At 54.6% G+C, this 13,945-nt stretch carries 16 protein-coding genes and 1 pseudogene; 7 read left to right on the plus strand and 10 right to left on the minus strand.

The window, feature by feature from the left end:
• A pseudogene (locus tag MVK46_RS05875) lies at positions 1-262 on the plus strand (6-hydroxymethyl-7,8-dihydropterin pyrophosphokinase); the annotation flags it as partial.
• Here MVK46_RS05875 and MVK46_RS05880 read toward each other — a convergent pair.
• Both MVK46_RS05880 and MVK46_RS05885 read right to left on the minus strand, forming a co-directional pair.
• Positions 259-1,566: an ATP-binding protein gene (locus MVK46_RS05880; RefSeq protein ID WP_297535709.1), complete on the minus strand. Its 1,308-nt coding sequence runs from the start codon at positions 1,564-1,566 to the stop codon at positions 259-261. The pseudogene MVK46_RS05875 and the gene MVK46_RS05880 sit on opposite strands and share 4 nt — an antisense overlap.
• 137 nt (positions 1,567-1,703) lie before the next feature.
• Positions 1,704-2,531, minus strand: coding sequence for a hypothetical protein (locus tag MVK46_RS05885; RefSeq protein WP_297535710.1), 828 nt, complete (start codon positions 2,529-2,531; stop codon positions 1,704-1,706).
• Positions 2,532-2,625: 94 nt separating this feature from the next.
• Here MVK46_RS05885 and MVK46_RS05890 point away from each other — a divergent pair, with 94 nt between their 5' ends.
• A complete protein-coding gene (locus MVK46_RS05890; RefSeq protein ID WP_297535741.1) occupies positions 2,626-2,841 on the plus strand; it encodes an LSm family protein in 216 nt (71 codons plus the stop codon).
• 9 nt (positions 2,842-2,850) lie between these two features.
• A complete protein-coding gene (gene mobB / locus MVK46_RS05895) occupies positions 2,851-3,585 on the plus strand; it encodes a molybdopterin-guanine dinucleotide biosynthesis protein B (RefSeq protein ID WP_297535711.1) in 735 nt (244 codons plus the stop codon).
• Between the two features lie 12 nt (positions 3,586-3,597).
• Here the strand turns inward: mobB and MVK46_RS05900 are convergent, their stop codons facing one another.
• Complete coding sequence (locus tag MVK46_RS05900; protein ID WP_297535712.1) at positions 3,598-3,906, minus strand: M67 family metallopeptidase; 309 nt, start codon at positions 3,904-3,906, stop codon at positions 3,598-3,600.
• Positions 3,907-4,004: 98 nt separating this feature from the next.
• On the opposite strand from MVK46_RS05900, the gene MVK46_RS05905 reads away from it, so the two are divergent.
• Complete coding sequence (locus MVK46_RS05905) at positions 4,005-4,154, plus strand: hypothetical protein (RefSeq protein ID WP_297535713.1); 150 nt, start codon at positions 4,005-4,007, stop codon at positions 4,152-4,154.
• Positions 4,155-4,171: 17 nt separating this feature from the next.
• Here the strand turns inward: MVK46_RS05905 and MVK46_RS05910 are convergent, their stop codons facing one another.
• The 7 genes from MVK46_RS05910 to MVK46_RS05940 all read right to left on the minus strand — a co-directional run bounded on the left by MVK46_RS05910 (position 4,172) and on the right by MVK46_RS05940 (position 10,243).
• Positions 4,172-4,921, minus strand: coding sequence for a hypothetical protein (locus MVK46_RS05910; protein ID WP_297535714.1), 750 nt, complete (start codon positions 4,919-4,921; stop codon positions 4,172-4,174).
• 68 nt (positions 4,922-4,989) lie between these two features.
• A complete protein-coding gene (locus MVK46_RS05915; RefSeq protein ID WP_297535715.1) occupies positions 4,990-5,235 on the minus strand; it encodes a hypothetical protein in 246 nt (81 codons plus the stop codon).
• A complete protein-coding gene (locus tag MVK46_RS05920) occupies positions 5,232-5,702 on the minus strand; it encodes a transposase (protein ID WP_297535716.1) in 471 nt (156 codons plus the stop codon). Before MVK46_RS05920 ends, MVK46_RS05915 begins: the two co-directional genes overlap by 4 nt.
• Before the next feature lie 56 nt (positions 5,703-5,758).
• The gene (locus tag MVK46_RS05925; RefSeq protein WP_297535717.1) at positions 5,759-8,149 is read right to left on the minus strand and encodes a CDC48 family AAA ATPase; all 2,391 of its coding nucleotides are present in this window, start codon (positions 8,147-8,149) and stop codon (positions 5,759-5,761) included.
• A gap of 75 nt (positions 8,150-8,224) precedes the next feature.
• The gene (locus MVK46_RS05930; protein ID WP_297535718.1) at positions 8,225-8,716 is read right to left on the minus strand and encodes an Hsp20/alpha crystallin family protein; all 492 of its coding nucleotides are present in this window, start codon (positions 8,714-8,716) and stop codon (positions 8,225-8,227) included.
• A gap of 351 nt (positions 8,717-9,067) precedes the next feature.
• The gene (locus MVK46_RS05935; RefSeq protein WP_297535719.1) at positions 9,068-9,925 is read right to left on the minus strand and encodes an MBL fold metallo-hydrolase; all 858 of its coding nucleotides are present in this window, start codon (positions 9,923-9,925) and stop codon (positions 9,068-9,070) included.
• Positions 9,926-9,955: 30 nt separating this feature from the next.
• A complete protein-coding gene (locus MVK46_RS05940; RefSeq protein WP_297535720.1) occupies positions 9,956-10,243 on the minus strand; it encodes a hypothetical protein in 288 nt (95 codons plus the stop codon).
• 201 nt (positions 10,244-10,444) lie between these two features.
• Between MVK46_RS05940 and MVK46_RS05945 the strand changes: the two genes are divergently transcribed.
• From MVK46_RS05945 to MVK46_RS05955, 3 genes are all read left to right on the plus strand, one after another.
• On the plus strand, positions 10,445-11,383 hold the full coding sequence (locus MVK46_RS05945) for an ABC transporter ATP-binding protein (RefSeq protein ID WP_297535721.1): 939 nt from the start codon (positions 10,445-10,447) through the stop codon (positions 11,381-11,383).
• Positions 11,380-12,150, plus strand: a complete 771-nt coding sequence (locus MVK46_RS05950; RefSeq protein ID WP_297535722.1) for an ABC transporter permease — start codon at positions 11,380-11,382, stop codon at positions 12,148-12,150. The genes MVK46_RS05945 and MVK46_RS05950 overlap by 4 nt, the downstream gene beginning before the upstream one ends.
• An 86-nt stretch (positions 12,151-12,236) precedes the next feature.
• Entirely contained in the window at positions 12,237-13,925 is a 1,689-nt protein-coding gene (locus MVK46_RS05955) for a methylmalonyl-CoA mutase family protein (RefSeq protein WP_297535723.1), read from the plus strand.
• Positions 13,926-13,945: the final 20 nt, after the last annotated feature.

Raw genomic sequence — 13,945 nt, forward strand, 5'->3', positions numbered from 1 at the left:
CATAGTCTACAACTTCGGGGGCTTCACCGACGGTGACAGGGCCGCTTTTCTGGCGGAGGAACTCGGAGCCAAAGAGATAACGCTGGTCGGCTTCGACTTCGGCGAGACCGTTGGGAAGTGGAGCAAGCCCTCGCTAAAGGAGCACTCGCCGGTCTGGGAGAGCAAGCGCAGGAAGTTCGAGTTCGCGAAGGAACTGCTGGAGTGGCTGGAGAAAAACGGAAGGGCGAGGATTGAGTACCTTTCTCCGGAGCTCATGGACTAAAACCCCACCACGAACATCTGCCAGGGATAAAACGCTATCCTATCTCCCACTTCATACTTGCTACCCAATACGATGCCCTTCTTTGCTTTCAGGCGCTCCATACTCCTTTCAACTTGGTCTTTCCTGGCCTTGCCGAGGCCAACTTCCACTACGACCTTTTCCCCGCCCAGCTCGAGAACGAAGTCTGTCCCGCCCTTGCCGGGTTCGTAGCAGAGTTTGCCGTTTCTGGACTTTGCGAGGAGGAACAGATAGAACGCCACGACATCTTCAAGCAACGAGGCAAAGACCTCCTTCTTCCCCAGGCTGAAGCCGGAGCCAAAGAGCAGGGCTGACTTTATCGGAACCGCTATAAACTTGATTTTCGGGCTTTTCCTCTTTGCTTTTGAGAGCGAACCGCAAGGGGGAATCCTCTGCACGAGGCCGGTCTTCTCAAGGGCATCAATCAGCTTCATAACGGTTCCCTTGGCAAGACCGAGAGTCTTTGAGAGCCTCTCGTAGCTGAAGCGTTCCCCTTTTGGCGTTGCAAGCAGGTAGAGGAGGTCAAGGGTTTTGTCAAGTGTTTCTGTATCGAACTCGTGCACGTCCCTGAGGTCGCGGTAAATAACCCTGTCGAGCATCGCGGTCAGGCGCTCGTAGACTTCCCACTCCTCCATTTCGAGAATCAATGGCATCGAACCGGCCCTTACGTAGAGCTCCACATCTTCCGTTATTGGGGGCATTGAAACTTCTTGTCCCCGAAGGATTTTCTCCATTAGCTCGGGAAGTTCGCGACCGGTTTTAAGGAGGTGGTATTCCCTGAACGTCATCGGGAACAGCTCCCTGTGCAGTGCCCGTCTCGCAAGGTCCGGGCTCTCCCTGAGCTTTATCGCCGATGAACCGGTGGCAATTATGAGAAACCGCCTCTCATCGTGGAGGAGTTTGAGCTTTAAATCCCAGTCCCTTTCGTACTGCACCTCGTCGAGCAGGAGCACCGCGTTCTTGGGTTGAACGAGACGCCTGTAGGCGTCAATTACCTCCAGCAGTTCCAGACCAAGGGCCTTCAGCCTGTCGAGCGAGAGGTAAAGGACGTTGTTCGGGCTCGTTCTCTTTATGGCCTCAAAGTACAGCTGGGCGAGAAGGGTCGTTTTCCCAACTCCCCTTATGCCGAGCAGAAGAACAGTGTCTGGAGTTCCTTTTTCAAGATACGCGTTCAGTTTTGAGGAGAGCCAGTGATACCGCTCCCTTCTGTGGGGCTTGTTGTACGGAGCGAGCAGGTTTTGGGTGTTGAGAAGGTGCTCCAAAATAAAGTCATCGAGTTGAACCATAATATCACCATTTTGGTCATTTGAATGACCAAACTTATAAAGGTTGTCCAATCGACCGGCCGTTTGAATGTCGGAGCATTAGGATTAAGAAAGGCCCACTCTGGCTTTACATGGCTCTAAAATTTAGAAATTGGAAATCAGCCCAAATCCTTGAGCTTCTTGACCTTTCCGCCCTTTATCTCGACGTAGCCGAGCCTCTTGAGAAGCTTGAGGGTTTCTTCGAGGGCATCCCTGGAGTAGTTTATCACGAGAGTTCCCTTTGGAGTGGGCACCGCTATCGGCGACGCCCTCATGAACGTTTTCACAAGCTCTTCTTCCGAAACTTTCCTGTCGCCGAGGGCCTTCAGCATCTCCTCCGCGAGGATTGCCCTGCCCACGAGGGCGAAGTAAACCTTCAGAAGGGTGTCCTCCGGGAAGTACTTGCTGGCTACCTTGCCGAGGGCGTTTATCTTAGCTATTTCGAGTTCCAGAATTTTAAACTCGTATTCGATGAGAAGGTCAACGAAGGCGAACTGCTTCACGTGCTTTTCCACAGCTTCCGGATTGTGGACGAGGTTGAAGGGGAACTTGAACTCGAACTTAAGCTCGTCCACGTTGATTCCCTCTTTGAGCTTGACGTTTACCCCATCGTACTCTATCGCCCCGTTCTTGTAGAGCTGGTCGAGGAGCTCGGCCACCCACAGTCCTTCTTTGAGGAGCTCGTCGGCCTTTTCTCCCGCCTTGAGGTGCTCGAGGACGTGGTTCAGGCTCTCCTTAAAGGATGTGAACCCCTCCTTCAGGGCCTCAACGTCAGCCCCTTCAAGGTTCTCAATCTTCTCCTCAATCTCCCTCAGGGTTCCCTCTATTACGTACCCCACGAAGCCGTCAAAACCCTCCCTAGGGCGCATCTCAAAGAGTATTCTCTCCTTCCTCAGCTCCTCGATTAAAGCCCTCTTAACGGCCTCGCTTTTCGTGACGAGCCTCATAACACCACCGATTGGACGGAGAGGAAAAGCCCTTAAAGACTTTTGGGTCGGGAAAGTATTAAAAGACCCAGGCGTAGGGTGAGCGGTGGTGGAGATGGGGGAGGGCCAGTATCTCCTCGACAGAACTCTGGAGCGGTGGAAGGGGAAGAGGGTAGCGGTCGGCGTTGGGAGCGAGACGAGCTTTTCTGGGCTGCTTGAGGATTTTGATGAGGAGGTCATACTCCTCAGGGAGGTCACGGATTACGCTGGCAACAGGGCCAAGGAGCTGATAGTCAAGATAGACGACCTCAACTGGATAACCCTGCTGTGAGGTGGGAGCATGAGGGGGGTTGCCTTCGTCGGCTTCAAGAAGAGCGGGAAGACGACGACGGTTGAGGCCGTCGCAAGGGTTCTTAAGGAGCGCGGCTACCGCGTGGCAATAGCGAAGAGCATGCACGCGGACTTTGACAGAGAAGGGAGCGACACCTGGCGGTTCTCTAAAATAGCCGATGCCGTTCTCGTCAGGGCGCACGACACCGATGCGGTGCTTTTCAAGGCTAAGGACATAAACGCGCTCTTCTCGATGGTTTCGGCGGATTTTCTCCTCCTCGAGGGTTTCAAATCAATCCAGCACGTTCCAAAGGTGATATGCGCGAGGAGCGAGGAGGACGTTAGAGAGCTTAACGACGGCCTCGCCATAGCTGTGAGCGGGGTCATAGCTTCGACGGGGGTTGAGGAAATTGACGGCCTCCCGGTTATTGATGCGACGAGGGAACCCGAGAGGCTCGCCGACCTCGTCGAGAAAAGGGCATTTATGTTGCCAAATATAGACTGCGGTCTCTGCGGCTTTAAATGCTCGGAAATGGCAAGGATGATAGTCAAGGGCGAGAAAACGCTCAAGGACTGCGTTGTTTTAAGCTCGAAGCCCAAAGTCACGGTCAAGATAGACGGTCAGGTTCTGCCGATGAAGGACTGGGTGCAGGAGCTCGTGGAGAAGACGATAAAGGGCATGCTCTCGGCCATGAAGGGTTACCGCGAGGGCAGAAGGATAGAGATAGTGATTAGGGACGAGTAACACTGTGAGTTCCTAAGTGGTTTTAATCCTGACTTCCTCAACCTTATCGTTCCTTAAGACCCTTCCCTCAGCGTCTTTCTCACTGGGCAGGGGAGGACACCTCAGGTGGGAGTGGTAGATTCCCACAAGCTCCAGACCCTTCCTTTCAGCGTTTTCAATGGCCCTGATGGCCTCCGTGGGTTCCATCCTGAAACCCATCTCAGAGCCGAGGCTGTTTGGAACCCCAACTACCTCCTCAACGAGGGGTTCTCCCTGCGATTTTCGGCCGAAGAGGAGACCACAGATTTCTATCTTTGACTTCCTGGCCCTTTCAATGACCATGCTTAAATATTCCTGTCGTATTGACAGCTTCATGGTTCAAATCTGGCCCCGCTAAACTTATAAAGTTTGACAGAATGACAAAACCCTGCGGTGATACCATGAGGTGGGCCTTGACCCTTCATGGTGGGGAACACCACGGGGAGACAATCGTGATTGAAGTCGAAACCGCCGATGAGGCCAGACGGGTGGCCCTGAGGGAGCTTAAAAGGAGAGAAGCAATGGTATACGAACTCGAAAAACTTGAATGAGAAATTTTCTTCCCTCTTTAAGTCCCGTCTATCTTCATCAGCCAGTGGTCTTTTACGCTCACAGTTGCTTCACGCTGAAACTTTGTGCGCCTCTCCTTTTCCTCCCTGACTGCAGGGAGGAGGAGATACACTGCCACCACAAAGGCCGCTATTGCCAGCAGGAGGAGCACACACGATATCACGTAGTTGCCCAGCGAAAGGTAGTGGTCGAGCAGGGCGTGGGTAACGTAGGGGGAGCTGCCTATTAATGCTCCCTCGAGCTTCCTACCCTTCAGGACAAGGATTATCCCAGCCATCAGGGTGGGGGTCATCAGCGGATGTATCGCCCTTGAGAGCCACATTGATAGGAGTTCCCATGTCGAGGGGTATTCGTACACCAGAGAGTGGTTGATTCCCTCCCAAACGCCAAATGTCAGTCCCGAGAGAAAGGCAAGCGATAGCCTGATGTCCGTCCACGCCGATTCCTCTTTGGCTATAAACACCCCGAGGGCCGCTACGAGAAGCTTCAGGGTTTCTTCCGTTAGGGATATCTCAAAGCCGTAGCCTATTGAGATTGCCGTTGCATTCGGGTTGGTCAGAGGTGAGAACGAGAACTCGATTATCGAGTTCACGAAGAGGAAGACGAGGGCACCGAAGAAAACGACGAGACCAACGGACAGCATTGAGGGGAACTTCGGCCTTACTTTAAGCAGAAACCACAGGATTGCCGCCAGCGGCCCAGCTGTGAAGAGAGCCTGGAAAACGAGCATCCAGTACGTTAACTCCAACGAAACCACCTATTAAAATTCGAGATTTGAACTTATTAACTTTACCCTATAATAAAAGAAAAATGGAATCAGCTCTTCCCCTCAATCTCTATGACCTTGACGTTTATGGGCAGTTCCTTGAGTTCGTTTGCAACCCTTTCGGCGGCCCTGTTGGAGCGGGCGAGCATGACGAAGGCAACGTCGCCCTTGTAGCGGGCCTCGGTGAAGCTTATTATGTCTCCCCTAGCTATGCCGTAGCCTATGGCCTTCCTTACCTCGTCCTCGTACTTTGTAACGAACTTCTCGGGTATGCTCAGGAGCACCCCATAAATCATCCTATCACCTCCTTTCCGCTTTCCAGACCGAGCAGGAAGAGGATTAACCCGGTCCACGTGAGGATGAAGTAAACCATGATGCTAATCAGGTGAAGTGGAACGGCGATGACCATTATCATCCCGCCCGTTCTCGTGTAGGGAAGCCTAAGACCGGCCGCGACGCGGTAGACGTAGTAAACCGCCACAGTTTGGAGCGCCGTAAACGCCAGCAGTACCGCCCACTCTACGGCAGGCCCCGCCTGGACTGGGGTTATTCCGAGTGTCTTCGTCCAGCCGGAAAGCCCGAGAACGACCTTCGCCCCGTAGAGGGGCAGAGAGAGTCCTATAAAAAGGGTGGACTTCCTCCATTCCTCCCGGAATTCTTCCCACTCCCTCGCGAGGAGCAGGAGCGGGACTATCGAGAGTGGATAGAGGTACATCATCAGAACTACCGCAAGAAAAACCAAAACCCCAAGCTTCCTCCTCATCGAACCACCTCAGAGGATAGAACGGAAGAAGTTAAAAATGTGAAGGTGCCACGCGGTCAGCCGCGTGACTGCTTGAACTGCTCCTGTATCTTCCTGTAGTACTCCATCGTCTCCTTGCTCACCGACGGCCCAATCTTTTTCAGGGCCTCCTCGAAGTCCTTCATGGTGACCTTGACCTTTCTCCTGATTTCGTCGGCCTTCATGCCGGGCTTGATGATGCCCTCTTGGAGCGCCCTCCTCATGGCAAGCATCGCGGCCTCTCTGACGACGGCCTCGATGTCGGCACCGGTGTAGCCCTCGGTTCTCTTGGCGAGCTCCTCGAGGTTCACGTCTTCCGCGAGCGGGACCTTTCTGGTGTGCACCTTGAATATCTCAAGCCTGGCCTTCTCGTCCGGAGCTGGCACGAGTATCAGCCTGTCAAAGCGCCCAGGCCTGAGCAGGGCCGGATCGATGATATCCGGCCTATTAGTAGCACCAATTACAACGACACCGCTGTTCTCCTGGATTCCATCCATCTCGGTGAGGAGCTGGTTGATGAGCCTGTCCGTAACGCGGTTGACGTCGGTTCCCCTGCGCGGAGCTATCGCGTCAATCTCGTCGATGAATATCACCGTTGGGGCCGCCTGGCGGGCCTTCCTGAATATCTCCCTGATGTTCTTCTCGCTCTCGCCGACCCACTTGCTGAGCACCTCTGGACCCTTGATGGCAATGAAGTTTGCCTCGCTCTCGTTTGCTACCGCCTTCGCGAGGAGGGTTTTACCGGTTCCCGGCGGACCGTAGAGGAGTATGCCCTTCGGCGGGGTGATTCCGAGTCCTCTGAAGGCCTCCGGGTATTTGAGTGGCCATTCTACTGCTTCTCTGAGTTCTTGTTTGACGTCTTCGAGGCCGCCTATGTCTTCCCAGTGGACGTTTGGAACTTCTATGAGGACTTCTCTGAGTGCTGAGGGCTCGACCATCTTCAGCGCCTCATAGAAGTCCTTCCTCGTGACCTTGAGCTCCTCGAGGACTTCCCTGGGTATGTGCTCGGCCTCGAAGTCAATCTTACCCTCGTTTATGAGCCTTCTGAGTGCAGCCATTGCGGCTTCTCTTGCCAGCGCCGCAAGGTCGGCACCGACGAATCCGTGCGTTATCTCGGCCAGCTCCTCCAGCAGAGCGTCGATGAGCCTCGCCTTGACCTCGTCGTAGAGCCTCTCGTCGAGCTCCCTGAGGGCTCTCTTTATCTCCTCCTCGTCCTTCGCCTTCTCGACCTTCTCTATGGCCCCCTCTATAACGTCCCTGAACCTCTCGTCGCCGCGGAGCTTCTCGAGTATCTCCAGCACCTTGTCCCTCCTGAAGTCCGGCTCGATTGGCATTCCTCTGGTGTGTATCTGGAGTATTTCTTTTCTTCCCTGCTTGTCCGGGACGCCGACCTCTATCTCCCTGTCGAACCTTCCAGGCCTCCTCAAGGCCGGGTCGATGGCATCTGGTCTGTTGGTTGCACCGATGACTATGACCTTGCCCCTGCTCTTCAGACCGTCCATCAGCGTGAGTAGCTGCGAAACAACCCTCTTCTCGACCTCACCGTGAGTCTCCTCTCTCTTCGGGGCGATGCTGTCAATCTCGTCGATGAAGATTATCGCCGGTGCGTTCTCTTCCGCTTCTTTGAAGACCTCCCTAAGGCGTTCCTCACTCTCACCGTAGTACTTGCTCATTATTTCAGGCCCGTTGATGGCTATGAAGTGTGCGTTAGCTTCGTTGGCGACGGCTTTAGCGAGTAGTGTTTTTCCTGTTCCGGGTGGACCGTAGAGGAGAACACCCTTCGGAGGCTCGATGCCGAGCTTCTCGAATATCTCCGGGTGCTTGAGCGGAAGCTCAATCATCTCCCTGACCTTCTGGATGACATCCTTCAGGCCACCAATGTCCTCATAGGTAACGCCGAGCGTGGCAGTCTTGGCGACCTCCTTGACGGGCTTCTCGCTGACTTCAAACTCTGTGAATTCAGTTATCTGGACTATTCCGGCCGGAGTCGTTGCGGTGACGACGAAGGTGAGCTCCTGACCGAGGATTCCTACCTTTATGTAGTCTCCCCTGACGACGGGCCTGCCGACGAGCCTGCTGTGGAGCCACTCGACGAAGTCCCTTCCAAATCTAATCGGCTCTGTCGGAGCAACGATGACCTTCTTCGCCTCCTTAACGTCGGCCTTTCTCACGGTAACCTCGTCGCCGAGTCCAACTCCGGCGTTCTTTCTGATGGTTCCGTCCATTCTTATGATGTTGAGTCCCTCGTCCTCCGGATAAGCCGGCCAGACGACCGCTGCAGTGTTTTTGGTTCCGATAATCTCGACTATGTCGCCCGGCTGAACGCCAAGCTCGCGCATCGCGTTCCTGTCAATCCTGACGATTCCCCTACCAACGTCCCTCTGGTAAGCGGACGCAACCTTAAGCTTGATTTCCTTCCTCTCGCTCATGTACACCACCTCCGTTTTGTGAGCGATGATTGGGAGGACCTTATTTTACCCAATTAAATGAAAACAACGAAAGGGTCACTCAATCTTAACCTCGAAGCCCTCGCCTTCAGACTTCTTTGGGGCCTTCTTGGGGAGCTCGATTTCGAGGACGCCGTTGTTGTAGCGGGCCTTGGCTTTCTCGGGAATGACCTCCTCCGGAAGCCTGATGACCCTCCTGTAGCCGCTGTAGTAGCGCTCGATTCTTATCGCGCCCTCCTCCTCAAGCTCCTTCTCGCGCCTTATCTGGGCCTCGATGTAAACGGTGTCTTCCGTAACCCTGAGCTTGATGTCCTCCTTTCTGACTCCTGGGAGCTCAACGGTGATGACGAACTTGTCTCCCCTGTCGAAGATGTCCACGAAGGGCTCTCTCCAGGTCTCGGCTGTGAACTCGTAGCGCTCCCTGGGCTCGCGGTAGCTCCAGATTCTCGGCCCCCTGAAGAAGTCCCTGAAGATGGCGTCAATCTCCTCCTGGATTTCCCTCATTATGTCGAAGGGGTCCCAGTAGTAGCGGTCCCTCCTCCAGACCATCGGGCATCACCTCCCGACGGCCTCTATTTTGGTTACCGATAGTTACTAAAAAGGAACCCTTTATAAACTTTTCGATTTACTATACAAAAGGTGACTAAAATTCGATGGAGAAGAGCAGAAAAAGGAGTTGAAAGCCCGTGTGGGCTTGGGTATCACCCCCTCAAGCTTTTTCTGATTTCAGCAGGGTGTCTGGCCACGGGAGCACTGCCGCGTGCCCGCAACTCATTCAGTTAAATCCCCTGTTTTATCGAAATTTTTTCTATATTTAACAACAAATTTCGAATATATTAAGGTTTCGGTTTAAATTTTGCCTCCGCAACAAGTATGTTCAACAGAATTTATCGGTATTCGTCAAATATTCAAAATACTGCTAGGGCTCAAGGGTATCGCACCGAATCCCAATCCCGAGAGCATCCTCGCAAACTCCCGGGCAAAACCGTAAACCGTAAAGACCCTTTCGGGTTTGACTTTTTCCACTATTCTCACCAGCTCCCAGAAGTCGGCGTGGTTGCTGAGCTTCAGCCTTCCAAAGCCGGAAACAGTCAGCTCCCAGGAACTCAAAGAGTTCTCGACCCTCGGCGAGCGGTAGGAGCGGAGGATTACCTCTCCATCCTTCTCGATGTTGCCAAAGCGAACCCCGAACTTGGAGTAAACCCGGGCAACCTTCAGCATCTCGCGCGAGGGCCTTACGGTTATCCCGTGGACGTCGAGTATCTTCATAACCTCCTGCGCCTTCCCGGTCTGGTTCACGTAGAGAACAGGCTTCTTTCCTCTGTCAAGCGCTTCTTCGACAAAGGCGATTAGCCTCTTCTCAGCTTCCCTCGGTGAGGGGAACGTGAAAGCTGGAACGCCGAAGGTCGCCTCGATTATCAGGAAGTCCGCCCTCGGGAAGCGGCTCTTTTCAGCGGTTCTCAGCTTGAACCACTTGGTATCGCCGGTGTAGAAGAGCGTTCCGGCCTCGAGCCAGAGCTTTATTCCGGCCGAACCGAGCATATGTCCAGCTGGATAGAGCTTCGCCTTAACGTCGCCGATGTAGAAGGTCTTCCCGAACCTGACCTCGCGGTAGAACCCGCCCTTGCGGAGGTGGCTGAGGAACTTAGTTGCTCTGGTCGCGAAGATAACCTCCCCGCTAACGAAGTGGTCGCTGTGGGCGTGGCTCTGGAAGGCAAGCTTTGCCGAGCTGTCGAGACCTATACCTTTGACGAGCATCAGAAAAACTTGGGGAGGGAGCTTAAAGCTTTAGACCCTGTTGAGCATGCCCATCAGGGGGTAGTAGACGTCGTCAAGGCTATCCCCCTTCTCCACGGGGAACTTGAAGGTCACGATTCTACCCGAGACCTCGAAGGAAGGTCCCTCCGGCTTTCCGGGAACGAGCTTTATCTCGACGACCTCCAGCATGTCAAGCCCCTTGAGCTCGGCCCTCCCGATGAGGGTTCCTTCAAAGACCCCGCGCGAGAAGGCTTCCTCCAGTTTGGGTCTTAATCCCGTGACCCACTTGGAGCTGGCCCTCCTTGCCACGGTCTGCACCCCATCACCTCCGTAAAGTTTTCGAGAATTCGAATAAAGTTCGAAAAATATTAGTTTTTTGGTGCAATCATTGTAAGATGTTCAAACAACTGAGGGACGTTGGGAAAGTTTCTGTCAGAGTGCCAACTATTCTCTACACTTCCGTATATACGCTGGCACAAAGCTTATTAGTACCGCTTCGATTTCGATTTAGGTGTTAAGATGACCGACTACGCCATTGAGACCCTCAGGCTCACCAAGTTCTTCGGAAAGCGCAACATCGTTTATAATCTCGACCTCAGGGTTCCGAAGGGGGTCGTTTACGGCTTCCTCGGGCCGAACGGGGCAGGAAAGACGACGACAATCAAGATGCTCACTGGCGCGCTGAAGCCGACCTACGGCGAGATTAGGATTCTGGGCCTTGAGATGCCCCGCGAGAGGGTTGAAATCATGAGGAAAGTCGGCTACATGCCCGAGAAACCCTTAGCCTACGAAGACATGACTGTTTTCGAGTTTCTGGTTTATATGGGCAGGCTCTCCGGCCTCAGAAGGGAGGAAGCGATAAAACGGGCGAGGGAGCTGATGGCCTACACCGGCGTCGGAAGGCTCGCCTTCAACAGGGTGAGGGAGCTCTCGAGCGGGCAGAGGCAGAGGGTTTCCTTCGCGTCCGCCCTAATCGGCGACCCTGAACTGCTCATCCTCGACGAGCCGACCAGCAACCTCGACCCCATCGGTCGAATAGAGTTCATAGGAAAGGTCCTCGAGCTGGCGAAGGCAGGGAAGACGGTCTTCCTGTCGAGCCACATAGTCAGCGAAATCGAGAGGACGTGCAACTACGTGGGCATAATCAAGGACGGCCAGATGATAGAGCAGGGGCGCGTCAAAGACCTGACGAGGTTCGAGAGCAATGACTACGACGTGGTCGTCTCGGACAACGCCCTGCTGATGGAGTTCCTGCGCGACAAGGTTTACGTGCGCGAGGTCTGGGAGGAAGAGGGAATCCTGCGGGTTCGCCTTGACGAGCGCTTCGCGGAGAGGTTCTTCACGGAAGTTCCGCAGTTTATAAGTGAGAACGGCCTCGCGCTGAAGCTCTTCAAGCCCCACACGAGTCCGCTGGAGAGAATCCTCATGAAGCGCTTCAACGCGGGGTGGGAAGAATGACGCCGGTTCTCGAGACTGAGTTTCTAAGGTTAATCCGCTCGCGGAAGTTCAAGCTACTCTTCCTCGTTACGATTTTCCCTGCGGTAATCTACCTGCTCAGCCCCAACGCGAACGGGACGGGGGTTGAGGAGCTTAAGAAGGGCTTTGAAGGCCTCTTCGCCGACCTGCTTCCAAACTACTGGCTCGGGATAATCGGCCAGCTCATAGCGGTCATAATAATGAGCGACCTAATCGCTGGGGAGATTGACAGGGGCACGATAAGGCTAATCCTCGCAAGGCCCATCGGAATCGGCGAGTTCCTTGCCGGAAAGTTCCTCGCGGGTTTATCTGCACTCCTCGTACTCTTTGGAATCCCCTACGCGGTGGTCTGGCTCTACGCTCCCCTCCCATACCATACGGGCTTGGCTGGGGTTAAGGCCCTCGCCGTTGACTTTGGAGCGGTCCTCGCTTCGACCGCCGTAATCCTGGCCTTTCTCGGGGCGCTCTCGATGTTTTTGGCTGTCCTCGTCAGAAGGCCCCTCTACGCAACCCTCGCCACGTTCGGAATACTCTTCCTCGGCCAGTTCCTCCTTCCGCAGGTTCCCTACTTCGAGCACCCCGAGAGGCTGACCCTCGGCTATCAGGCCCTCGTGATGTTGAAGATAGGCTTTGGAAACCTGAGCGTGGCCGGAACGCCCTGGAAGACTGCGGTGGCCTTTGCAGTTGCCTCCTCCGGCCTGCTCTCTGCCACGTGGCTCCTCCTCGTCAAAGGGGAGTTCCCGGACTGATGGACTTTTTATCCAATGCCAAATGCTTCCTTTCGCTATGTAAAAGGTTTTTATAGTTCCCCGCCCTATCCTAAGCGGTGGTTGATATGACCTTCGATAAGGAGAAGCTCGCCAAGATCCGCGAGGAGGAGAAGCGCTGGGAGGAAACAACAGTCACGGCGTTCCTCCAGAAGGCCCCTGAGAGAAAGGAGAAGTTCATGACCGATGATGGTTTCGAGATTAAGAGGCTCTACACTCCCGCTGACCTCGGCGAGGACTGGGACTACCTTGAGAAGCTCGGCTTTCCGGGTGAGTATCCCTTCACGCGCGGTGTCTACGCAACGATGTACCGTGGCAGATTCTGGACGATGAGGCAGTACGCGGGCTACGCCACCGCCGAGGAGAGCAACAAGCGCTACAAGTACCTTTTGGAGCAGGGGCAGACCGGTTTGAGCGTCGCCTTTGATTTGCCGACCCAGCTCGGCTACGACTCCGACCACCCGATGGCCGAAGGCGAGGTCGGAAAGGTCGGCGTTGCCATTGATTCGCTCTGGGACATGAGGATTCTCTTCGACGGCATTCCGCTCGACAAGGTCTCAACGAGCATGACGATTAACTCGACAGCGGCAAACCTGCTCGCGATGTACATTCTGGTTGCCGAGGAGCAGGGCGTTCCACAGGAGAAGCTTCGCGGAACGGTTCAGAACGACATCCTGAAGGAGTACATAGCGAGGGGAACCTACATCTTCCCGCCCCAGCCGAGCATGCGCCTTACAACGGACATCATAATGTACTGCGCCGAGAAGGTTCCCAAGTGGAACTCGATAAGCATAAGCGGCTACCACATCAGAGAGGCCGGAGCCAACGCGGTCCAAGAGGTTGCCTTCACCCTGGCCGACGGTATAGAGTACGTCAAGGCCGTCATAGACAGGGGCATGGAAGTTGACAAGTTCGCCCCAAGGCTGAGCTTCTTCTTCAACGCCCACAACAACTTCCTCGAGGAGATTGCCAAGTTCAGAGCTGCTAGAAGGCTCTGGGCCTACATCATGAAGGAGTGGTTCAACGCCAAGAACCCGCGCTCCATGATGCTCCGCTTCCACACCCAGACGGCAGGTTCGACCCTTACCGCTCAGCAGCCGGAGAACAACATAGTCAGGGTTGCTATACAGGCCCTCGCGGCGGTTCTTGGAGGAACCCAGAGTTTGCATACCAACTCCTACGACGAGGCCCTCTCACTCCCAACAGAGAAGAGCGTAAGAATAGCTTTGAGAACCCAGCAGATTATCGCCTACGAGAGTGGTGTTGCAGACACCGTTGACCCGCTCGGTGGTTCCTACTACATCGAGTGGCTCACCGACCACATCTACGAGGAGGCTCTGAAGTACATCGAGAAGATTCAGAAGATGGGTGGAATGATGAGGGCCATAGAGCGCGGTTACATCCAGAAGGAGATTGCCGATGCCGCCTACAAGTACCAGAAGGAAATCGAAGAAGGGAAGAGGATAATCGTCGGCGTCAACAAGTTCCAGACCGACGAGCCCCTTGAGGTCGAGATACTCAAGGTTGACCCGAGCATTCGCGAGAAGCAGATTGAAAGGCTCAAGAAGCTGAGGAGTGAGCGCGACAGCAAGAAGGTCGAAGAAGCTCTCGACAAGCTCAGGAACGCGGCCGAAACCGACGACGAGAACCTCATGCCCTACATCATCGAGGCCCACAGGCACCTCGCGACCCTCGGCGAGGTCACCGACGTCCTCCGCGAGGTCTGGGGCGAGTACAGGGCGCCGTTGATATTCTGAGGTCCTTTCCTTTTTGGCCT

The sequence above is a fragment of the Thermococcus sp. genome, assembly GCF_027066465.1.
GTDB lineage: Archaea > Methanobacteriota_B > Thermococci > Thermococcales > Thermococcaceae > Thermococcus.